The sequence below is a fragment of the Pseudomonas sp. UBA6562 genome (genome assembly GCF_002434265.1).
Taxonomy (GTDB): domain Bacteria; phylum Pseudomonadota; class Gammaproteobacteria; order Pseudomonadales; family Pseudomonadaceae; genus Aquipseudomonas.
In genome coordinates, this window is sequence record NZ_DJJS01000005.1 from 50,042 (window position 1) to 72,315 (window position 22,274).

The following is a 22,274-nucleotide window of genomic DNA, read 5'->3' on the forward strand; positions in this document are numbered from 1 at the left end:
CACCGTTCGGCTGTGTTCCGCGACTGACCCGCTCAGCCCAACATGAACAGCGCTTCGTTGCTGAACTGCGCTTCGAACTGGTTGGCCGGCATCGGCCGGCCGAACAGGTAGCCCTGCACTTCGTCGCAGTCGTGTTCGCGCAGGAACTCCAACTGCTCGTGGGTCTCGACGCCCTCGGCGATCACCGCGAGGTTCAGGCTGTGGGCCATGGCGATGATGGCGCGGGCGATCTGTGCGTCCTGCTCGCCGGCGGGCAGGCCGTCGACGAAGGTGCGGTCGATCTTCAGCACGTCGATGGGGAACTGCTTGAGGTAGTTGAGCGAGGAATAACCGGTGCCGAAGTCGTCGACGGCAATGCTCAAGCCCAACTGCTTGAGGCTGTCGAGGATCTGCATCGCCTCATTGACCTCGCGCATCAGGATGCTTTCGGTCAGCTCCAGCTCCAGGCACGCCGGCGGCAGGCCGCTTTCCTTGAGGATGGTGGCGATGCGCATGCCCAGCTGGCCGTCGGAGAACTGCCGCGCCGAGAGGTTGACCGACACCTTCGGCACGCGTACCCGCGCCCTGCGCCAGGCCATGAGCTGCCGGCTGGCCTCGCGCAACACCCAGTCGCCGACGTCGACCACCAGCCCCAGCTCCTCGAGCACCGGAATGAAATCCCCCGGCGGCACCAGCCCGCGTCGCGGATGGCGCCAGCGCAGCAGCGCCTCGGCGCCGGTCAGGCGCTTGCCGTCGCCGCTGAACTGCGGTTGGTAATACAGGATGAACTCGTTCTGCTCCAGGGCGTGGCGCAGGTCGCTTTCCAGTTCCAAACGCTCCAGGGCGCTGGCGTTCATGTCGGCCTGGTAGAACTGGAAGTTGTTCTTGCCGCGCTCCTTGGCGTGGTACATCGCCGTGTCGGCGTTCTTCATCAACTGGCTGAGCTCGCTGCCGTCCTGCGGGCTCAGGGCGATGCCGATGCTGGCGGTGACGAAGAACTCGCGGTTCTCCAGCACGAAAGGCCGGACCAGGCTGGCGAGGATGTTTTCGGCCACATGGATGGCACGGTTGAGCGACGCCTCGCGGGTCGGCTTGGGTTGCAGCAGCAGGGTGAACTCGTCGCCGCCCATGCGCGCCACGGTGTCGTCGTCGTGCACGCAGGCCAGCAGGCGCTCGGCCATGTCCTTGAGCATGCGGTCGCCGGCGGCGTGGCCGAGCGAGTCGTTGATCGGCTTGAAGCGGTCCAGGTCGAGGAACATCAGCACCACCCAGGACGTGCTGCGCTGGGCCTGTTGCAGCGCGGTGTGCAGACGGTCCTGGAACAGCGTGCGGTTGGGCAGGTGGGTCAGGGCGTCGTAGTAGGCCAGGCGGTGGATGCGCTGCTCGCTGGCCTTGCGTTCGCTGATGTCGGTGAAGAAGCACACGTAGCTGGCCAGGTCGCCTTCGTCGTCGAACACCGCCGTCACACCGACCCAGGCTGGGTAGTGCTCGCCGCTGCGGCGCTTGAGCCACACTTCGCCTTCCCAGCTGCCGCGCTGGTGCAACTGCTTGAGGACATAACGCAGGTGCGCCTCCTGCTGGCTGTCGACCACCAGCATGATCGGCAGTTGGTCGAGCACGTCGCTCACGGCGTAGCCGCTGACCCGGCTGAAGGCTTCGTTGGCCTGCACGATGTAGCCGGCCGGGTCGGTGATCAGAATGGCCGAGGTGGAGTGCTCGAAGACCGTGGCGGCCATGCGCAGGTCTTTCTCGGCGCGGCGCTGCTGGCTGATGTCGCGGCCAACGCCGAGGATGCCCTCGAAGCCGCCGTGCTCGTCCCAGACCAGCACCACCCGCAGCTCGATGGGGATCTTGCGGCCGTCGGCGCGCAGGCAGTCGAACAGGAACAGCTGGGTCGGCAGTTCCAGGCGCAGGTGCTCGAGCTGCTCGGCATCGTCCAGGGCGTGGGTGACCTGCTCCAGCAGGCGCAACACGCCGCTGAGCTGGGCCGGGTTGGCGATGGTCGATTGCCAGCCGTTGTCGAACACCCAGTCCACTTCGTAACCGAGCACTACCTGTACCGAGGGGCTGATGTAGTTGAGCTGCAGCTGTCCATCGGTGGAAAAGATCACGTCGCTGATGCTTTCGGCCAGCATGCGGTAGCGCTGTTCGCTGTCGCGCAGCGACTCGCTGGCTTCGATCTGCACCGTGACATCCTTGCCCACGCCGATGATGCGCATCACCTGGCCTCGGGGGTCGTGGGTCAGCACCTGCTCGCGGATATCGTAGCAACGCCAGGTGCCGTCCTGATGGCGGAAGCGCGTCTGGTAATGCAGGGGTTGGTTCTTGCCGGCTTCACGGTGGTGCCAGCGTTGCGCGCGGTACTGTTCGGCATCTTCGGGGTGCATCAGCAGTTCCCAGAAGCGGTCGCCCATCTGCGCCAGTTCCGCACGGGTATAGCCCAAGGTCTGGCCCAGGTGGCGGTTGCTGAAGATCATCTGCTGGCTTTGCACGTCCTGCACATAGAGCTGGTCGGGCACCGTGCGCACCACGTCCGACCAGAAGCTTTCGCGTTCGAGCAGCGACAGCTCGACCTGTTTGCGGCTGGTGATGTCGCTGATGCTGAGGATCACGGCCTGGTAGTCGCGTGGCTCGGGCAGCCGCACCATCAGCCACAGATGCAGTTCGCCGGCATCGGGCGCGGGCAGGCGCACCTCCAGTTCCAGTTGCTCGCGCTGGTCGAGCACCGCGTAGATCAGTTGCATGCCGATGCTGTCGCGCTCGTCGATCGAGCTTTCGATCAACCTGCGCCAGGTGCTTTCGTTGGAGTCGACACCGAGCAGGCGGCGCGCCACCTGGTTGGTTTCGGTGATCTTCAACTCTTGCAGCAACGCGCGGCGCAGGTTGGGGTCCAGCGCCAGGCTGTGTTTCAAGGCCGCGCGGTTGCCGACATGATGGCGCTGCAACTGGCCGGGTAGGCTGGACAGGTCCAACACGCACAAGGCCACGCCCGTGCCTTCGAAGATGTCGTGGTAGCGGCGGCGGTCGGCCTGCAAGACGCGTTGGCGGCGACGCAGGTTGAACAGCGCCAGCACCGGCAGGCAGGCGCACAGCACCACCAGCAGGTACTTGCCGATCAGCGCCGGCAGCAGCTGCTCACGTACCCGTTCGGTATCGAACACACCGCGCAACTGCCAGGGGCTGTGGGCGAGGAAACTGAGCATGACGCTGTCCAGCTGGCCCCGTTCCAGGCTGCCGCCAACGGTGGCGGGGTGGCCCAGCAACAGCTGCGCGTCGCGGCTGTTTTCCAGGAGCCACAGCGGGTCCTTGGCGCCTTGCAGGCGCTGGCTGAGGGTGTGCAGGTAATCGGCCGACAGGCGCAGCAGCCAATAGCCGCCCGTGCTGGCCGAGGGCAGGGCGCCGGGCTGTTGCAGCAGCAGGTAGAGGGTCCGGCCATCGGTGCTGTTGGTGTAGAAGAAACCCTGGTCCTTGCCCAGCGCGAAAGCCGCTTGCCGCGCCTCACGGTCCAGGTCCGACGGGGCGCTGTCGAGCTCAACCTGACCGTTTGCGTCCAGCCAGGCCACGCCTTGGAGCGCCGGCAGCTTCTGCCGCCAGGCGTTGACCAGCCCCAGCAGTGCGGCAGGTTCTGGCGCCTGGGCATGGGGTTGCATCAGGTTGATGGCCTGTTGCGCCTGCAACGCCATGTTCAATTCCAAGTGCTCGGCAAGCTCCGCACTGGCGCTCAGACTCTGCTCGCGTTGCTCGGCCAGGGTGGCGTAGAACTGCGCGGACAGCTGCCAGGCGAGCAGGCCCAGCAGCACCAGCACGATCATGGCCAGGGCACCCTTGAGCGACCCGCCCAAAGGCTTGGTGGATGCGGGGTTGCCCGATGGAGGGGCAGGCGGTGGTGTGGTGATAGTCAAGCGCTCATCCTGCGAAAGGGCTGGCAAGGGCAGGGCATGGAAAAGCTGTCGGGCAGGTCAACGAAGTGATCCTGCGGCCGGCGCACTATAGTCCGCAATTGGGGAGGGCGCCCGGCGTGCGCGGCATTATGGCAAAGTGCTACGACTCTGTCCCGCCGTCCTGTCGGTTCGGCAGGCGCCGCTAGGTGTGCGAGAATGCCGGCCGTTTCAATGCCTGTGCTTTACGGAGATACCCGGTTTGGTTACCCACTATTCCACCAACGGCCTGCAGGCCGCCTGCGGCCGCACTGCGCAAACGCTGGTCAGCACTGGCGTGAGCGAGCAGGTGTCGTGCAAGTCGTGCCAGCGCACGCTGCTCAAACCGGCCGCAGTCAGCGTCACCAAGTCGCCGTCTTTGGCCGAGCTGCGCAAGCAGGCCAGCGCCGCAGGGGCAACAAGGCCTGCCGCGACCGCGTCCGTGCTGGCCGCGCCTAGGGCGGCCAGTACAGGTTTCAGCGTCAAGGCGGCCTGGGCTGCCAAGTTGGCCACCCAAGGCCATCGCGCTCCGCGCGGCAAGCTGCGCAAGCCCCGCGACTAGGCCGGGAGCGATGCCCGGTACGCCTGCTCGACATGACACACAAAGCGTTTGGGCCCACGGTTAGCGATGTACCAACGCTTTTTGTATCGGTAGAAACGATAGCGCACTCGATCGGATGCTCAAGCGTCTATACCCGGCATTGAAAGAGCAAGGTGCAATCATGATCGACCAAACGCAATGCGCGCCTTCTAAGCTTCAGCAGGTACTCGGAAAGCAGTGATCTGATGAGCCTGCGAGCACGCTCCAGGCGGCGGCCACTGTGCCTGAACACCAAGCCTCATAAACGCTGCAATGCCGAGAGGTGGCATTGCACACCTTTTTCCTTGCGGTCAATACGGCGCGTCAGATTCTGCGGATGTTGCAGGTGACTGCCGGCCGACAAAAGTTATGGCGAACGTTATATCGCAGTGGCCCCGCTGAATGGCTTGATACGATGTTGCGACAACGGGGTTCGTACGTTAACAAATTGTGAATATATCCATTTGCCTATCCCGTTTCCTAAAGAGAGGCGGTATCTTGTTTTTAAAGGCTTCTGCATCGCTCATGGCTTGTATGGTTTGAGCGCTGCCCAGAGTAGCCGTTCGGTAAAGGCACAGGGAGTGAATAAACAGGCAAAAAGATATTATTGCTAAGGTACTCATTCAAAAGGATCCCGGCAGTCGCTAAATCTTGTCGATTACTACTTTTCTGGGGAATCCAGATGAGGCGAATTCGCTCGCCTTTCATAAGTTGGAGTGCTTGGGGGAACTACGTCTGCGCAAGCGAGATGGGAAGTTCCAAAGGCAATGCCTATGAGGTTGACCTCAAAAAAAAAGGCCTGTAGGGTCGGGCAGATTATGTTTCCGCGACCACACGGAACTCAAATAAACAATGGACTGGCTACTGCCAATGGAGGGTACGATCTGTGATCATTTTAGGTATTAATTCATTTTTTGAGCATCCTGCTGTGGCACTGTTGAAAGATGGAAAGCTTCTCTTCGCGATTGAGGATGAACGCCTGACAAGAGTGAAGCACGGAAAGTCCTATACGCCGTACAAGACATTTGTACCTTTCGATTCCATCTATGCGGCACTCAAGGAAACGGGCATCCATGCGAGTCAAATCGATGAGGTCGCTTATTCCTACTCTTCGGAGTTGCATAGCCAAGCGTTGATGCGATACGCCCACGGCACGCGCAAAAGCTCCCAGGCTGAAGAAGAAGCGGCGCTGTGTTCGCTGAAGAACTTTCGCGAAGCGTTGAATGGAAAGTATGAACTGCCGAAAAGGTATTCGGACTTTCTTCCCGAAAATGGCCTGGCGAACGCCGCCTACCGAGAGTGGGACCATCACCTGTCTCATGCGGCATCTGCCTTCTTCTTTTCAGGTCTGAACGACGCTCTGATCATTGTCTCCGACGGCAGTGGAGAAATAAGCGCCACTTCGATATACGTCGGTAAAGGTGCGGAAATCAACAAGGTCGCTTCCGTAGATTTGCCGGACTCGCTGGGCTTCTTTTATTCTGACTTCACACAGTTCCTGGGTTTCGAACCCTTCTCTGACGAATACAAGGTCATGGGCCTCGGCGCCTATGGTTCGGATGCTTACAGAGAGAGCTTGGATAAAATCCTCAAGCAGGATGATGACGGCCGCTATGTCTATGACACTGCAGAACTCGAAGCGCTAAAAACCCGCATTGGCGCCCGGTCGTACGGTTCAGCACTGACAGAAAAAGATTTCGACTTGGCCTGCAGTGTACAAAGAAAGCTGGAAAGGGTGCTGATCAGTCTTATCTCGCACTACATGGAAAAAACCGGTTTGAAAAACGTCTGCTTGGCGGGTGGGACGTTCCTCAACGTGTTGGCCAACAGCCGTATCGCTGAAATCGACGGCATTGGCGAAGTGTTTATCCAACCGGCTTCGCACGATGCCGGTACAGCGCTGGGAGCCGCAGCCCTGTCCCATGTCCACGCCGGTGGTCAGCCGCAGATTGAATACGAATCGATGTTCCTAGGCTCCGAGTACGACAGTGAAAGCATTGAAAAAGCGTTGGAGCTGAGCAGTTTGGCCTATGAAAAGATACCGGCTGAAAGAATGACCGCCAAAATTGCGGAGGTCTTGCATGAAGAAAAGATTGTCGGGCTGTTCCGAGGGCGGATGGAATTTGGTCCTCGGGCACTGGGCAATCGCAGCATCATTGCATCGCCGCGTTCCGCCAAGACCAGAGAACATCTGAACATTCTGAAGGACAGAGAAATGTTTAGACCATTGGCGCCCATCGTTACCCACGAAGAATTTGATACGTTTTTTGTCGGTACTCGCAACAGGTACATGATGTTCACCTGCAACGCTACGAAGCGGGCGGTCGATCTTATTCCTGCCGTCGTACATGCCGACCAGACCTGCCGTGTTCAGACGATCAACAAAGCGGATGATGAGTTTCTCCACCAGATATTGAGCAAGTTCAAAGAAAAAAGTGGTGTGGCCGTGTTGATCAACACGTCGATGAATGTGAGGGGCAAACCCATAGACCTGACGCCACAGGATGCGCTGAACTCCTTTTTCACGTCGGGTATCGACTGCCTTGTGCTGAACGATTACTTCATTCACAACCCGATGAAGCGGTCAGGCAAATGAACAGAGCAGAGACGCTGGGCATCAACGCGTCCGCATGGGATAAACGAACCCAGGTACATGTTGATTCCGAATTCTACGCTACAGAAAAAGTCTTGAGCGGCACAAGCTCAATCCAACAACTGGATCTGTCACTGCTGGGCAACCTTGAAGGTTTGAAGTTGCTGCATTTGCAGTGCCACTTCGGCCTCGATACGATCAGCCTGGCCAGAATGGGCGCCGACTGCACGGGCATCGATATTTCAGTCGCTGCGATCGAAAAGGCCAAGGAGCTTTCCTTGAAGGCCGACACGCAGGTGGAATTTATTGTTGCCGACGCTCAGAGGATAGACCGTGCGGTCGCCCCTGCTTCTTTCGACATCGTCTACACCTCCTATGGCGTTCTCTGTTGGATAGAGGACATTCGGGAGTGGGCTCGGGGAATATCGAACGCTTTGAAGAAGGGCGGTCGGTTGATAGTGATCGAATACCATCCGTTTTTAAATGTCATTTTCCCTGGCTGCTTGACAGGCACACGCGAGTATTTCCATTCGCCGCGAGGCCATCGGTCACATTCCAACGGCACCTACACGGACAGAAGCAGTGACATTGAGTACGAAGAGGTCAGGTGGGCTCATTCCATCTCGGAGATACATGCGGCCTTGACGACAGCGCAACTGTCGGTCACTCACCTTGGGGAGCATGGCTTCTCTCCCTATCCTATCGTCCCGACTTTGAAGAAATTCGACCACAACGTTTGGCGTGAGGAAGGGGAGGCTGAAGCGCTGCCCTACCTGATGTCTCTGTGTGCGCAAAAAACCTGAAAAGGAACTGAGCATGGTCATGGAAGATATAGGCAACATCGATGAACGGATACCCATCAGTGTAAAGTACCCGATTACCGAACTTGCATACGGGGCTTATCTGTCCTCCCAATGCGGATCGCCGGTGTGGGTAAAACGAGAAGATGCGCTTGACGTATACGGCTCTGGCCATAAGCTACGTCGCCTCAAACATCTCATCCCCACCTTGGTGCAACAGGACATCGATACGCTGGTGACGATCGGAAGCCTGCAGTCGAATCAGACGAAGAGCGTGGCTTATATGGCGCATCGTTTGGGCATGCAGTCGCATATTTTGTACGGGGGCGACAAGCCTCTCGATCCACGTGATTGCTCAAGCAATTACAATGTCACACAGCGGCTCAGCGATCATATTCACTGGCACAACGGTGTGGCGTGGAACGAACTGCCGAAGCGGGCTGAAGATTTGTGTCGCCAATTGCACTCCGAGGGTAGACGACCGTTGTGCATAGCCTCGGGAATAAGTAATGCCGATGCGTTGAACGGGTCGATAGAACTAGGCATTGAACTGCATAGGCAACTCCCTTCTGACTTCATCGGGAAAGCGGTGAATCTATTCGCCTGCGCTGGGTCCGGTATGACCTGTCTAGGGCTGTCGATTGCCGCGCAGTTGCTAAGGGCCGATTGGGCGATTCACGGAATTTGCATCGGTGAAACGATCGGTCAGCTCAAAAGCCGAGTGCATGCACACCTTCAGTGTTGGGTCCCCTCTCAAAAGGCATGTTTCCACCTTGAAAACATTACCTTTCACGACGCCTATGTAAAGGGGGGGTATGGAGTGCATACCGAGAAGGATATCCAAGCGTCGTTAAACATCCTGAAGGAAGAGGGGATCTTTCTCGACATGACGTACATGCTGAAGACCTTCGATGGAATGAAACACATTCTCAAGGAGCGAAAGAACGATGACTCAATTGCCATCCTTGTACATTCGGGAGGCACAGGCGATTTTTTTAACGGATCTCGGTGAACGCTATGACAATCGATACGTTGTTGACCGCCTCTACGGACCGTGATCGCAGGTGTGCCAGCTGGGAATACACGTTCGAGTATTTGGTGGAGCGACTCGTCCAGTGTTTCTTTCAAAAAAAACCTACACCCGACCTGATGCAGGACATTGAAAAGACGCTGGTGGACTTTGGACCTGTCGGCGTCGATTTCGCTTTGGCTCATCTTATGAAGAATGAGCAGGCGTTGGCCGACATTGCCAGTAGAAGTTACCTCCAAGGAAACGGATTTTATAAAATAGTTTTGGTCGAGAATGAATATTTCAACTTGCGCTTTCACCTCTACCTTGAAGGGATCAAAGCCCAGGAGAATATACACAGTCACCGTTGGTGGTTCGCATCGCTCGTGACCTTAGGTACGCTGAGGTCGGAAGTATGGGTGGACTCTGCCGGGATCGATGCTGAGCGGTTTGAGGAAATAATCTACACGGGAAAGCGAAATGCGTTTATCCCGGTCGGGGACAGCGCTCTCGAGCTGTACGGTACACAGAAGCTGTGTCGTGGAGAGTCCTATGTCTGCCCTACGGATACGCTGCATCGAGTATTGGCGAATGGCAACGAGGGTATTTCCGCCACGCTGATATGCCGTGCCAAAACGTGTAGAGGGTGGTCCAGAAATATAGTCAGTAGCGGTCGTCATCCGGATCTTAAAGCCGAATACCTGAACAGCGAAAGCCTCAAAGACCTTCTCAACCTCTATGTGACACGCTCCCAATAGGTGCAAAATGTCCAACATTGATTATTGGAAAAATATGCTCTTGCAAGATCAGGACGTTAAAGGAGCGCTTAGCCTGGTCCCGAGTGAGAATATTCTTTCGCCCATGGCCAAGCTTCCCTATGCGATGGATTACCAAGCCCGCTACTTTTTAGATGATCAAAGACTCTTCGGGTATTGGTGCTTTCCTAACGGTGCGCGTATTGGGGAAGTGGAGCATGAGATACTGTTGCCCGGTCTGAGGAAACTGACAGGGTGCGAGTACGTCAACGTACGCCCTATCTCCGGGCTGAGTGCAATGACGATCGGTATTGCGGCCTTGACGGAACCCGGCGATACGATCTTTTCGATCTCACCCGGCGATGGTGGGCATGCCAGCACCGGCTTTGTGATCGAAAAAATGGGACGCCGGCAGATCGATATAAAATTCTGCTCTGTTGACACCATCGATTTGGCTAGCTTTGAAGAAGCTATCGTCAAATACAGACCCCGCATGATTTACCTGGATCAGTCCACGTTTTTGTCGCCCATAGATTGCAAGCCCTTGAAAGAAGCGATAACACGAGCAGGCCTCGACAGCCTGTTGCTCTATGACGCAAGCCATACGAACGGCCTGATTTTCGGCGGCTGCGTGAAAAATCCTTTGGTCCAGGGCGCAGATCTCTGGTGCGGTTCTACTCATAAGACTTTCCCTGGGCCGCAGAAAGGAATCATCTGCACGCGAAATCCTGACTTGTACAAACGGATAGAAAAAGCAGCTGACCATCTTGTCAGTCACCACCATTCGGCCAGCGTGGTATCCCTGGCAGTTACGGTCGATGAATTCATCAACTGCGGCGGAAGCGAATATGCCAATCAGGTCGTGGCGAATGTAAACGAATTCTCTAGATTACTGAAACAACTCGATTACCGCGTACCGGCCCCCGCCGAGGGAGCGCATGTGCACCAGGTCTGGTTTGACGTTCCCCACGGCAGCGCGGAAATGAACAACAAAAAACTATCGTCCGTCGGCATCGCAGCCAATTGGGTAGGTGGTCTTCCAGGTCAGCAGGGCCCGGGGTATCGAGTTTCGCTTGCGGAGCTCACTCGACGTTCGGCGGACGAACATGACGTCGCAACGCTGGTCAGGTTGCTCGACCAGCTTTTCAGGCTTGAGTCAGACGTGCTCCCTCATACGTTGCTTGAAGCGCTGAGCGCTCTCTCCTGGAAACTCCGGCAGCCCGCCTACTGCTATCACCCTTCACGTATAGACCTGTGATGCCGCTTAGCATGGATAGACAGAAATCGCCAACACTGGATGAAAGGCTTGCTCAATTAGGGAAGATACAGTCGGCGCTGGCTCACCAACTGCCGAGCATTCTCGAATTGCCGTTAGAGCAAGCGTTTAGCCGCCTACTTAAGCAACCGGACACACGAACCACCCAGGGATTTGTAAATACGTTCTCGGACCATCTAGATGAATATCTGGAAATAAATGGAAGAAAAAACAACGCGCTGTGTGATGCTATAATCCAGTGTCCAGTCATCCAACAGGCCGATCATAGCGGGATCCTGCTGGATAACGAAATCTTTCTAAATAATCTATTTTTTTCGATGGCGCTTTCCTCAGACCATAGTGCGTATGGCGTCACGGTACAATGTTCCACGGTTAAATGCATCTCTGCCAGGGCTCCCTTGAAAGGCCCGCTTTTTCTAAGCGACGGTAGCTGTACAGTGCGCTTGTCTGACATGACCAATAGCCAATTGAAGAGCAGATCGTTCTGCAATCTACCTTCGCCATTTCACCTGTCCATGAGTGGATTTCCCCGCCAGCAGGGGGCACGCTGGAAGCGGTTGAGCGAGATGTGGAACGCGAAGGTGTTTGCCTGTGCGGAAGATGCATTCATCTCGATAAATACAGTGTTAGGCGAACAAATAAAAAAACACGCTGGGGCTGAAATTGTATTTCTCGACGAACGCTTTACGAGTTTTCTCGCAGCCAAACAGTTGCTCAATGCACAATTTCCGATTGCTGATATGGTGTTCGACAAGGCATTGAGAGCGCTTGTTTTAGATGTTAGGAAAGCGACGATAGAATCGCCCGATAATTTTGTACTGGGTCATGATTTGACCGATTTTTTCTATTTCAAGGGTGAGCAGAAGCTAGAGTTTTTGTCTCTTGAAAACTGTGCTATTTCCGGTGAGCTGATCCTCAAGCGCCGCTCCGATGGGGAAGTCCTGGCGCAAGTCGGGAGGCGAGGATTGGCACGTATGCTCGAAGACGGAAAGCTTTATTGCGACCGTTTTATCGGATACTTCGTCAGGTGTTTCTGCAGTGGCATGAAAGCGCTCGGCGGCACGAGCCAGCAGGACTCGGTCGCGTTCTATCGAACTATACTAAGGACCGCCAATACACAGCTTCCCTTCATGGGCACCGCCATCGAAAACGTTTGTTTTCGGGAGGAACTCACATTTTTGGCCGGGGCGCCATTCTTTGAGAGTGTGGAACTTGATCACATCGATGCCTTGCACGCGCCTGGCACCGATCATTTGGGTCAGTTCGTCGAGTCGATAAAGACAAGCCCTGTCAGGCAGTTAGTAGGGCAATTACAAAGCTGCAACTACCTGCTGGACAATGCTATCAAACACAAAGGGAGGTGATAACCGATGGAAATAATTAGCGCAGCAAGAGCGTTGGAGCAGGAAGGCTATCTTATTGTCCGGAACGCGCTGTCGACGGAGAGGGTATTGGCACTCATACATGAGGTGACTTGTTTGGAACAGCAGTTCCAGGCGCGAGAAGCCTCGGAGACTGACGTTTATAAAGTTTCAGCGACGAGGGTCATGATTCACGATATCGACACCCATGGATTGCAAGCCATCGACGAACTGGTCTCTGACGATGCGTGCAACCATTTGCTCAACGAAATTGTGGGGGGCAAAATGTTGCGCTGGACGGCCACGTATGCAAACTGCAAACCCGGTCACCCCGCGCTGGCGTTCCATACGGATTACGACCCCTATGGATGCGTAAAGTACCGCCCTAACCATCCTTCGTGCTTACGGGTACTCTATTATCTTGACGACCTGAATGCGGAAAAAAGCCCACTGCATATCGCGCCTCGATCACATACTTTTCTACATAAGGACTATCAGTCGGATGTTCTTTCCAACACGTTGGATGTCGACATCGTCTCCCCAACAATTGCAACGGGTGACATGATCGTTATCGATCCCCGGGTGATTCATGGCACCGGCGAAAACAACAGTGATCGTGTAAGACGCGTCATTGCCATCACCTACGTGCCGGACTGGTCACGCCCATTGAATGCATGAGGACACGGTATGTTTATATTAGGCACGGAGCACATACCCACACCCAACATGCTTGCCCACCTCTCTGGTGCCTGGGCACTGGGCTGCCGTTCCTTCGACACGGCGTTACTGTATAGAAATCACGAAACCGTTTTTTCAACGCTGCGGCGTTACCCCAGACACAGTTACGAAGTGACCTTCAAAATTCCGACCGCTTTCCAAGATCGAGCTCGCGTAGAGGATGGGGTGCGGTCTATTATCGCCACGAACAAACTCGAGTACATCGATACGTTGCTGGTCCACTCGCCCAAACACGTTCTGCACACAGAAGCCTTGGACGCTTTTCAGCGATTGAGCGCAGCGGGGTACATAAGAAAGTATGGCTTGAGCAATTACACGCTCGGGCATCTGAAAGCGCTAGGTGCCTTTGGCTATCAGCCGCAGGTCGTTCAAAATGAAATAAATCCTTTTCTGCAGGACGTTCCGTTTGTAAATTACTGCAAAGCACAGCGCATAGAAGTGCAGGCCCATAGCATATTTGCGACTGGCAAGGTCTTTACTGACGACGCGTTGCTGGCAACGGCAGGGCCGCAGAGTCTGACCCTGGCCCTGTTCGGCTGGTTGAAGAAAATAGCTGCAAACCCGATCGTATCAACCACGCAACCGACTAGACTTTCGAATCTATGGGAAACATGGCACCTGGCCTCGGAAGCGGACGCGCTGAACAATATCGAGTCGTTCGAAAGAAATACCCGTCAATGTCGATCTCCCGAATGGGACGAGTTTGATTTGCTGCCGCAAGATGCTTATCAGCATGTCTTGCGGCAGCTTCAAAAAACGGGTCGGTGTCAACCTTGAAGGACGTCGGTCTTGAGATAGGGCTGCAACACGGCCGGTACTTTGATTGAGTTGTCAGCCTGCTGGTACTGCTCAAGTAGCGGGATTATCGCGCGGGTGGTAATGCCCGTGCCATTGAGGGTGTGTACGTGAACATTTTTTCCATGCTCAGACTTGTAACGCACTTGCAATCTTCTGGCTTGGAAGTCGGTGCAATTGCTGCAACTGGTCAGCTCACCCCAACCCCAACCACCCGTTCGATCGCGCCCTAGCATCCAAGCTTCGAGGTCATACTTTTTGTATGCCGGCGCGCCGAGATCACCGGAGCAGATGCGAATGACCCTGAAATGGATGCCCAAAGACTCGAAAATGCCAATCTCAAAGTTCAGTATTTCTTCAAGCGTTTTCTCCGATTGTTCCGGCTCGACCAGCGCGACAAGCTCTACCTTAGTGAAGGTCTTGTTTCTATATAGACCCGCATCCCTTCGCCCGCTGGCCCCTTCTCTACGGAAGCAGGGAGACATGCTGAACACTTTGATCGGGAGTTCACTGCGCGCGAGGATCTCATTGGAGAACTGTCCTACCAGCGGTACTTCTGCTGTACCGATCATGAACAAGTTATCGTGCATCAACGGGAAAAGCTCGCTGGCGGTTTCGGTGCGCCGGGGATTGAATCCCGCGCCCTGCATGATCTCCTGCTTGACCATCAACGGTATATTAACCTGCGTAAAACCGGCGGCTTCTGCCCTGTCCATGACAAAACGCATGAGCGCGGTTTCAAGCTTGGCGATTGTGCCTTTCAGGATAGGGAATCCCGAACCGCTGGTTTTCACACCGGCTTCAAAGTCCATGCCCAATTTGTTGGCAAGGAAAAGGTGGTCCTTGGGTTCGAAATCAAATGCTGGAGGCGCGCTGTACTTCGTCACTTCAACATTGGACTCGTCGTCCATGCCAATGGGGGTGTCGTCAGCGTATGTGTTAGGAAGCAACAACAACTGGCTTTCGAGCTCAAGCTCCACCTCGGACAGCTGCTTTTCAAGATTCAGAGATTTTTGCTTCAGTTCTTTGCCTCGCGCAATGCTGACACTTTTCTCCACGGCATTGTTCTTGGCATTTTCATTTGCCTCAGAGCGCAAGGACTCCAGGCCGTGCTGCAGCTCACGCTTTACGCGATCCAAATCTACTATTTTTGACACATCGACATCAACACGTCGGTTCTTACAGATTTCTTGCAACATTTCGGGGTTGGCGCGGACTAGCTTTATATCAAGCATCTTCGGATTCCTCGGTCGACTGAGTCTCAAAAATGGCATTATGTAGGTAGAGCTCTATGATTTCAATATTTTCACGCCTTCCTGCCCCGGTCATAACCCTGTCGTTGGTACGACTTGCGTGCGCGTGTGCGAGTACCGTTCCGCCCATGATGTTTTTCATGCTCACTGAGGTGTTCGGGCTGAATATATCCGATACCGCAATGGCCATGGGAAGTGCTACGACATTCCTCGTGGTAGGAAACTTTCTGGGTGGGAAAATCTGTGCTCGGATTGGCTGGTGGCATACGTTCGTCGGCAGCCAAATACTGTTCATCATCTCGCTGTTTTCCGCCACGCTGAACAGTACGTTCATCGGATTTATTATTTGTATCTATCTAAGTTGTTTGCTGGCCGGTGTCTTTCTTGTCTGTTTTACGCTGGGGACGCTCACGTTGGCATCCGGTAGCGACAAAGCCGCCGCGCTCTCGCTTGGTTATATGTTTTTCAACGTGGGTTATGCGGTCGGGGTCGCAAGTGCTGGCCTGCTTTTTCAGGTTTCCTATAAATGGGTTTTCTATTTTGACTGCCTGGCAAACCTGGTCGCCCTGTGCATCTTCATCGTCTTTTTAAATCCGCCCGAACTCGGGGTTGCTTGCAACCAGCGTCAGACAGTGCTCCACAAAACGGGGCTGGCCAATGGCAGAACCAAGCTCTTTCTGTTCTTGCTGCTCTTGGTACATGGTGGCTTTGCTTTCCTACTCCCACTGGGTGTGCAGCAAAGTACTTCATCCATTGCTCCGGCTACCCTGTACGGGTGGCTCATCGCTTTTTCCGCGCTCGTGACCCTGATGCTCAGCCCTTATATGCTTCGCGCCACCAGGAGCAGAAAGCTATCCAGCAATTTTTCAATGGCCGCACTGCTCTATATTGCCAGCTATTTTTTTCTGCATCTTTCGGGGTTTGAGGCCTCGTTCTCTATCGTGTCAGTGCTTCTGTGGGGCTGCGCCGGAATGTTGATGTTTACCTACGGGGAAATCCTGATGCAACGCTCAGCTCCGGCACCTCTCAGCGGGGCTGCTGCAGCGGCATTTCAGTCACTGATCCAGATGGGAGCCGTCGCGGGACCTTTATTGGCCGGACAACTGTCTCGTAACTTTTCATTTCTCACAGCGTGCGCTGCTTTTGGCATAGTGGCAGCATTGGCTACGAGGGTGTTCTCGGAAAAAAATTTTATAGATTTGAATAAGGATATTTAAATAATGTGTGGAATTCTAGGCGCCTACTCGTATGGTGGAAGGCTACCCCGCCAGGAAGAGTTTCAATCGATGCTCGCATTGATGTCGAGCAGGGGACCGGATGAATCATCGACTTACTGCGATGAGAACCTGCAGTTTGGACACAGACGGCTCATCTTGCTTGATGCCGAGGGCGGCCGCCAGCCATTCTTCCATGACGAGGGGCGCATCGTCGTCATCTATAATGGGGAACTCTACAACCATCAATCGTTGCGCCGTCAGCTCGAAGCGAAGGGTGTACTGTTCAAAGGCTACAGTGATGGCGAGGTCATTGGCCACCTGTACAAATTGTACGGCGAACACTTCGTCCAGCGCATCGATGGCATGTTTTCCATTGCCCTCTACGATCGTCGTGAATCCATACTGTTGCTGTACCGGGATCGTGTGGGTGAAAAGCCACTCTTCTACCAACACCTCAATGGCCTATTGCAATTTTCTTCAACGTTGCAGCCGCTCTTGATGACGCCAGGCTACAAGGGCGCGTTGAACCCTGACGGTATAGCGGACTACTTCGCCCATACGCAGTCTGGACCCACAAGCACACTGTTTCAAGGTATTCACAAACTTGCGCCTGCCCACTATCTCAAGATCGACAGCGACGGTAGGCATTCCCTGCACAATTACTGGTCCATTTCCTATTCGTCAAAACTCAAGTTGTCATTTCGCGAGGCGGTCGAGCTGGTGGATGAAAAACTTCTCTCGGCCGTCAAAAGCATGCTGACTACCGATTATCCCATGGGCATCACGCTGTCGGGCGGCATCGACTCCTCGTTGGTGCTTTTGAATACCCTGCGAACAGACAGCACGCCTGTGCGATGTCACTTCCTTTCTTCTGGACGTTCGCAAGACCCTGAGCGTGCCAGAGCAAAATACGTTGCCCAGGCGTTTGGGCTTGGCTTGGTTGAGTTCGACGTCACTCAGACCTCCTTCAGTGATCTTGTCGCGGCGATGAGTCGTTTTGACGAACCTGTAGGCGTCTATGACAGCGCCTACCTATTAAATCACAGCGCCTCTATATCGACTTACAATCGCGTCGCCTTGACGGGCAACGGTGCTGATGAAATCTTTGCGGGCTACAACGGCTACGTCAGCTTTCTGAACACGCACTCGCTGACTACCCAGGATGACGTCGAGATCAAAACAATGCTCAAGCGCTTCTTGCTTGAGAAGTACGCCCGCGATAAGGACTTACTCTACACCCAGGGTTTCTCGAGCACCTTGGAGCAGGGCGCAGCGGAAGAAGCGTTCGATCAGATATTCAAAATCGCCGATTTCAGTAACTTGCTGGATGCTCGAACGTTTTACGATATTTATTTTGGTATGTCGCACAGTGCCTCTTTAAGCGATACCGTGGGCATGGCCTACGGTCTGGAATATCGCTCCCCCTTCTTCGATAGAAGCCTCATGGAAACCGCCGCCCAGTTTGAGCAGGACTTCAAGATTTGCCTATCGTCAATGACGACCAAACCCTTATTAAAGGCCCTCGCGGCGCGGCACTATTCGGAAAATTTAGCTTATGCCAAAAAGCTGGGTTGCGGCCATGGAATAGATCGTTACACACTTCTTCATGCCCAATGGCAGCAACCTTTCTTCGAGGCATTCCAGCGTAACGAAGCAGTGCTGCTGCCGATTTTTTGCAAGAAAAAAGTCGAACGCCTCTTCGCTGCCCTAGGGCGCGGCAAGCTCTCTGACGAAGACGCCCATCAGTTATTGAAGCTGGCTATTTTCGTCGCTTGGGTCGACGCCCACAAGGGTACTCTTCATGCTCGTCACTAGGCCCTATACGAACAGCCTTGATAAGCGCTCATGTTGCGTTGGCAATCGGTAAAGGCGCCTGGCCCGGACTGCCAGTTCGGCCAAGCGCGCCCGTCAGAATCCCTACGTACTTCAATACAGCCGAGTGCGACCCCGGCCGTTCCTCGGCTGGGCGTCTCCGGCGGTTTCGCTTTCGTCCCAAAACTTTTCGTACAGAGCCCGGCGTCTGCTCAAGGTCCCATTGACCGGATTGGCTAGCCGGAGCCATCCGACAACCCAACAGATAGCCTCCAAATCCGGCGCCTCCAAAGTGGTTTCAGCAGGAGTAGGCGGGCTCCCGGCTGACGCGCCAATCGATCTGCAGTCGCAACGCGTTTGTTACGCACTTTCAGGGTACCCAACAAGCGAATTTGCGCTAAGCGCCCCTAAAGCTTGAAAATGGCTCATTTTTAAAAGCCAGCCAGTTACCTGGCGAGCTTATTAACGTCTCTATCAGAGGTCCTTAGAATGGCTCAATATATCTATCTGCCCTATTAATTTTTAGTCATGTTTTGCGATCCGCAGTTGAACCCTGATGGTTACTGGGTTGCCAGCCTATCCAGTCTTAAATTTTCCCCTCGCTCCTGTGGTAGCTCAGAGCTTTTGGTTAGCTTTTGCGGATTAAGGTTAAATCTAGGCATCAAAACTTAACTTTTTCGAAGTGTTCCCAAGCGGCTCGTGACCGTGAGTGGACCAAACCCCGGTGAGCTTGTCACGAGACGTAGTAATCTCACTCTCCGCCGAAACACCCGCGCTGGAAAAAAGCAATGTTTTTCGCCGCGTTCAACTCAGCGACTGCCCGATCGATATCAGGCACACAGCAGCGTCTTTCAAAAAGTGGAATGGGTTTACTTGATTGTCTTTCGGCTGCAACTACACGTATACCCCGTGTTGAATCTGCGTGAGATAACGCTCAACCGTAGTGAACCCAACTGACGTTTCGATGAGCTCAACTGGAGTGAGTCCCGATAAATGCCTAGATGGTCGGCACAGCCAGTCTTCCGCCATCGCTTGTGTACCTAAAACCGCAATCGCGTGCTCTAGCGTTTTCGCGAACTGGAATGCCATTGCGCTTTGTTGGGCATTGAGCCGATCCATTCCTAGGCCAGAATTTAGCAGCTGATTGACCTTCCGCTGAGACTTCCCTGTTATCAGCCCGATTACATTTCGCTTCGTGTACAGCGTCGAACTGGAGAGCATCATCTGTACGTCCCGCAGCGCAAACCCCTGCAAGACGAGTATCACGAGGTTCAGGTCTCCAAGGTCCTGAAGAGGGCGCTTTGTCAGCGTCTCTGTCGGCCCCCGAGCCTCGCCAGGTCTGGAATCAGAGTACGGTATTAGATCTTTCATCGCCATCATTGCCGGTTCAGACGGGGGTAGCCTGCCACAGGATCTAGCCGATGCGGCTTATACACTGATGGCGAGCAACGCTATCGGGAATTCTTAAGATCGGTTGCGGCGTCGAAGATCACCTGTATCAAGGTGGCATTCTCTAAAACCCCCGATCCAGAAAGGCTATAGCAGTTACCCCCATCGACCTCGAATGCCTCACATGGTCCGCCTAGGCTGGGGGATTCGAGGACAGATATTTTTTTAACGGGCTCCATAAGCCAGCGATCAGTACCGTTAACGTGTGCAGGGGTAACAATTTGGACCTCCTCAACCCTCATCCGAGGGGTTTCACGACGCACTAGTGAAACGACGTCCCGTGCATGCTGAATCATAAGCATGTACGTATCCGACTCGGTCGCGCCTACCCGAACTACGCTTAGGTAAAACCACGGATACATGAGTTCCTGCTCAACGTATGGCCAGATCTGCGTGTCGCCATATCGAGGATAGCCGAGGTCTGGTAACTGAATCTCAGAGCTTCGGTAGGTAGTGAACATAAGTCCCTCCAAAATGAACACTATAGATTGTAGCTCTATAGGACTCAAGAAGGCTTGATCGTTCCTTTTGTGAGCCTGAAAATTGGAACTGAACATCGCGTTTGGGCAGGTCCTTCGGGACATCCGCAAGCAAAGGGGCCTCACCCAAGAAGACTTCTCAGAAGTTAGTAGCAGGACGTATCTGAGTACGCTGGAACGTGGGTTGAAGTGCCCGACCATTGACAAGGTAACGCAGCTGGCTGAGGTACTTAGCGTCCACCCTGCCACGCTCATCACGGCAGCATTCCTAGCCCAAGAACGTGCGGTTGCGCGTAAGGCGCTGCTCCAACAAATCAACATGGAGCTGGAGGAACTCGGCATGCTTTAGCAGCGGACACATCAATACGTCAGACGCGTGTCGGCGCTGATTGAGCATTAACCCACCCTGTGGGTTGAATGATCCAAGGCTGCTTGCCGATTTTGACCTTGGCGATCGTGGATAAGGCTGCAAGCAAAGTGCTGATCCTGAGCTCAGCAAAGCCGGCGGCATGAGATCAAAACGGGTCGTCCTCCTTATCCTCGATAGCCACCTACGCCCACTCGCCTGAATCTTGGTGCTGGCCACCATAGTGCGTTTTTGCAAGCGATACGATTTGTTCCCCCTCTCAACTATCTATCAGTATGGCCCTACCGCTGGCATCATCCATGGACTGATCAGCGAGCACCTTGCTACCGGCGAAGACCTGTAGGTTGACCCGCACGCGATTGTGATCACGTCGGGATACCAGGAAGCAGGCCTTTCTCTGCCATTATCCATTGTAAAACGACTGCTTTGGGTCGATAGCCGTCAGTCGACCATGCGCGAGCGCAGAAGATGAGTTCAACCACGATGCCCGAGTCGGACATACGTCAATAAGTGAATTTGTGCTGAAAATTGCGAGATGCCATAGCCCCGGGATTGCAAAGTATCGAGTTGGCCGATGGAGGCGTAGCACTCAAGGCACTAAGTGCTGAATCGGGTGCCAGCGCAGAGAACCGAGACCAGGTATCCGTCGATACCGGAATGCGTTGACATCCCAACTGCAAAAGCTAACGTTGTCCACAGCGAACCGATCCTGGAGGACGGGCATGAAAACCAAAGAAAATGAAGACGTGAAGGCCGCAGCGCGTGCGAAGCTAAAGAAGATCCAGCAATCGGCAGGGTACAAAAGCTTTTTTAATGACTCTGCAATTGAGGCATTTGGTCGCGTTGGGGCCACCGCGTTTGCTGGCAAGCCTTTGAGCGGTAAAGCTTAGGCTGCCCCGGCCCGACTTTCCCATGGTTAGCGCGGCCTGAATTCGCAAGGATATGGGCGGCTGCTTTGGCTCGATACCTGCTTCAGGACTTCGCTTAAGCATCAGGGATCGGCTTTAGCATTGCTGACCCCGCGACCAGCCTGCAACGAGTCGTCTCAGGTTCGCATACTGTGCAGCCGGGGCATCTTCGCTCCAGTTGAATACAATGCCTTGGAGGTAGCGATTATTTGCAAACAAAAAAAAGCCGCCTTTAGTAGGGCGGCTTATGGTGGCAAAACGGTTGGGAGCGTTCTGCCAGATCTCACAGTGATCATCTGACGCGATCCATCTTCCTAGGAGCTGCCAAGCAAGGCAACCATTTTGCGGAGCGTGCTGCTGGTCTAGCAACAATCTAGTGTAGGGTGAACTCCATTACAGCGTAGCGCACAAACTATGGAGTGGCTGGCTCTGGCCGATAGCTGACCCACGAGACTGCTCGGCGGGTCTCAGAGGCGTGACGTGGTAAGGTTGAGTTGGCTAGTTATCCTCTGGCGCAGTCCAGGATGTCGTGTAGCGCAATCCACGGGTGCTTAGATTTCTCATCGTAAGTCTTGCACGCGTGGGCGTGAGAAAACGGGTTCTCGCTGTCTTCCAGTGCCTGGCTTTCAAGGCATCCAGTGCACACCGCTCGCCCAGCAACGATCATCCAACATGCATTCCATTGCTCAACCCTTTGCTCGCTGTCCATATCCCGCCTCCTTCCGCATGCGCTTTGAGTAACCGACGATACATGCGCTTCCGCCGCTTTTATACGCCCAGAACGATACCCTCAATTGAAGGTTACGCTACTGGATTGATAACTAGATCTGTACTGGATGGCTTTGTTCATCAACGTCAGCAGTCGGCCATAAACGGTCATTCCGTAATTAGACTTTCTCGTGCGACTGGGTTACCTGCGCACGTCACCTATTTGTCGGCTTAAAAGGAGCACTAATAGAGCAGAAAGGAGAATTGCGAATATGCTC

At 54.6% G+C, this 22,274-nt stretch carries 16 protein-coding genes; 13 read left to right on the forward strand and 3 right to left on the reverse strand.

Annotated features, from left to right (window positions below; translation table 11 throughout):
- Window positions 1-32: 32 nt before the first annotated feature.
- Window positions 33-3,791: a bifunctional diguanylate cyclase/phosphodiesterase gene (locus B4M43_RS06880; protein ID WP_296265746.1), complete on the reverse strand. Its 3,759-nt coding sequence runs from the start codon at window positions 3,789-3,791 to the stop codon at window positions 33-35.
- Window positions 3,792-4,119: 328 nt separating this feature from the next.
- Between B4M43_RS06880 and B4M43_RS06885 the strand changes: the two genes are divergently transcribed.
- The 9 genes from B4M43_RS06885 to B4M43_RS06925 all read left to right on the forward strand — a co-directional run bounded on the left by B4M43_RS06885 (window position 4,120) and on the right by B4M43_RS06925 (window position 13,785).
- Window positions 4,120-4,458, forward strand: coding sequence for a hypothetical protein (locus B4M43_RS06885; RefSeq protein WP_296265434.1), 339 nt, complete (start codon window positions 4,120-4,122; stop codon window positions 4,456-4,458).
- A 904-nt stretch (window positions 4,459-5,362) separates the two neighbouring features.
- Window positions 5,363-7,072: a carbamoyltransferase family protein gene (locus tag B4M43_RS06890; RefSeq protein WP_296265436.1), complete on the forward strand. Its 1,710-nt coding sequence runs from the start codon at window positions 5,363-5,365 to the stop codon at window positions 7,070-7,072.
- Window positions 7,069-7,872: a class I SAM-dependent methyltransferase gene (locus B4M43_RS06895; RefSeq protein ID WP_296265438.1), complete on the forward strand. Its 804-nt coding sequence runs from the start codon at window positions 7,069-7,071 to the stop codon at window positions 7,870-7,872. Before B4M43_RS06890 ends, B4M43_RS06895 begins: the two co-directional genes overlap by 4 nt.
- A 13-nt stretch (window positions 7,873-7,885) precedes the next feature.
- A complete protein-coding gene (locus B4M43_RS06900; protein ID WP_296265440.1) occupies window positions 7,886-8,881 on the forward strand; it encodes a 1-aminocyclopropane-1-carboxylate deaminase/D-cysteine desulfhydrase in 996 nt (331 codons plus the stop codon).
- Between the two features lie 5 nt (window positions 8,882-8,886).
- Window positions 8,887-9,636: a hypothetical protein gene (locus B4M43_RS06905; protein WP_296265442.1), complete on the forward strand. Its 750-nt coding sequence runs from the start codon at window positions 8,887-8,889 to the stop codon at window positions 9,634-9,636.
- A 7-nt stretch (window positions 9,637-9,643) separates the two neighbouring features.
- Window positions 9,644-10,891 carry a hypothetical protein gene (locus B4M43_RS06910; RefSeq protein ID WP_296265443.1) on the forward strand — a complete coding sequence of 416 codons (1,248 nt, stop codon included), beginning with the start codon at window positions 9,644-9,646 and terminating at the stop codon, window positions 10,889-10,891.
- An 11-nt stretch (window positions 10,892-10,902) separates the two neighbouring features.
- Window positions 10,903-12,273: a hypothetical protein gene (locus B4M43_RS06915; RefSeq protein WP_296265445.1), complete on the forward strand. Its 1,371-nt coding sequence runs from the start codon at window positions 10,903-10,905 to the stop codon at window positions 12,271-12,273.
- A 6-nt stretch (window positions 12,274-12,279) separates the two neighbouring features.
- A complete protein-coding gene (locus B4M43_RS06920; protein ID WP_296265447.1) occupies window positions 12,280-12,948 on the forward strand; it encodes a phytanoyl-CoA dioxygenase family protein in 669 nt (222 codons plus the stop codon).
- A 9-nt stretch (window positions 12,949-12,957) separates the two neighbouring features.
- Complete coding sequence (locus B4M43_RS06925) at window positions 12,958-13,785, forward strand: aldo/keto reductase (protein WP_296265449.1); 828 nt, start codon at window positions 12,958-12,960, stop codon at window positions 13,783-13,785.
- On the opposite strand, the gene serS is transcribed toward B4M43_RS06925, so the two are convergent.
- Entirely contained in the window at window positions 13,776-15,038 is a 1,263-nt protein-coding gene (gene serS / locus B4M43_RS06930; protein ID WP_296265451.1) for a serine--tRNA ligase, read from the reverse strand. The two genes, B4M43_RS06925 and serS, sit on opposite strands and share 10 nt — an antisense overlap.
- A gap of 56 nt (window positions 15,039-15,094) precedes the next feature.
- Between serS and B4M43_RS06935 the strand changes: the two genes are divergently transcribed.
- Together B4M43_RS06935 and asnB are read left to right on the forward strand one after the other, a co-directional pair.
- Window positions 15,095-16,273: an MFS transporter gene (locus B4M43_RS06935; RefSeq protein WP_296265453.1), complete on the forward strand. Its 1,179-nt coding sequence runs from the start codon at window positions 15,095-15,097 to the stop codon at window positions 16,271-16,273.
- Window positions 16,274-16,276: 3 nt separating this feature from the next.
- Window positions 16,277-18,088, forward strand: coding sequence for an asparagine synthase (glutamine-hydrolyzing) (gene asnB, locus B4M43_RS06940; protein ID WP_296265454.1), 1,812 nt, complete (start codon window positions 16,277-16,279; stop codon window positions 18,086-18,088).
- Between the two features lie 891 nt (window positions 18,089-18,979).
- On the opposite strand, the gene B4M43_RS21095 is transcribed toward asnB, so the two are convergent.
- Window positions 18,980-19,465: an MbcA/ParS/Xre antitoxin family protein gene (locus B4M43_RS21095; protein ID WP_057443237.1), complete on the reverse strand. Its 486-nt coding sequence runs from the start codon at window positions 19,463-19,465 to the stop codon at window positions 18,980-18,982.
- 612 nt (window positions 19,466-20,077) lie between these two features.
- On the opposite strand from B4M43_RS21095, the gene B4M43_RS06945 reads away from it, so the two are divergent.
- Together B4M43_RS06945 and B4M43_RS06950 are read left to right on the forward strand one after the other, a co-directional pair.
- Window positions 20,078-20,362: a helix-turn-helix domain-containing protein gene (locus tag B4M43_RS06945; protein ID WP_011105091.1), complete on the forward strand. Its 285-nt coding sequence runs from the start codon at window positions 20,078-20,080 to the stop codon at window positions 20,360-20,362.
- Window positions 20,363-21,102: 740 nt separating this feature from the next.
- Entirely contained in the window at window positions 21,103-21,270 is a 168-nt protein-coding gene (locus B4M43_RS06950) for a hypothetical protein (RefSeq protein WP_162839073.1), read from the forward strand.
- Window positions 21,271-22,274: the final 1,004 nt, after the last annotated feature.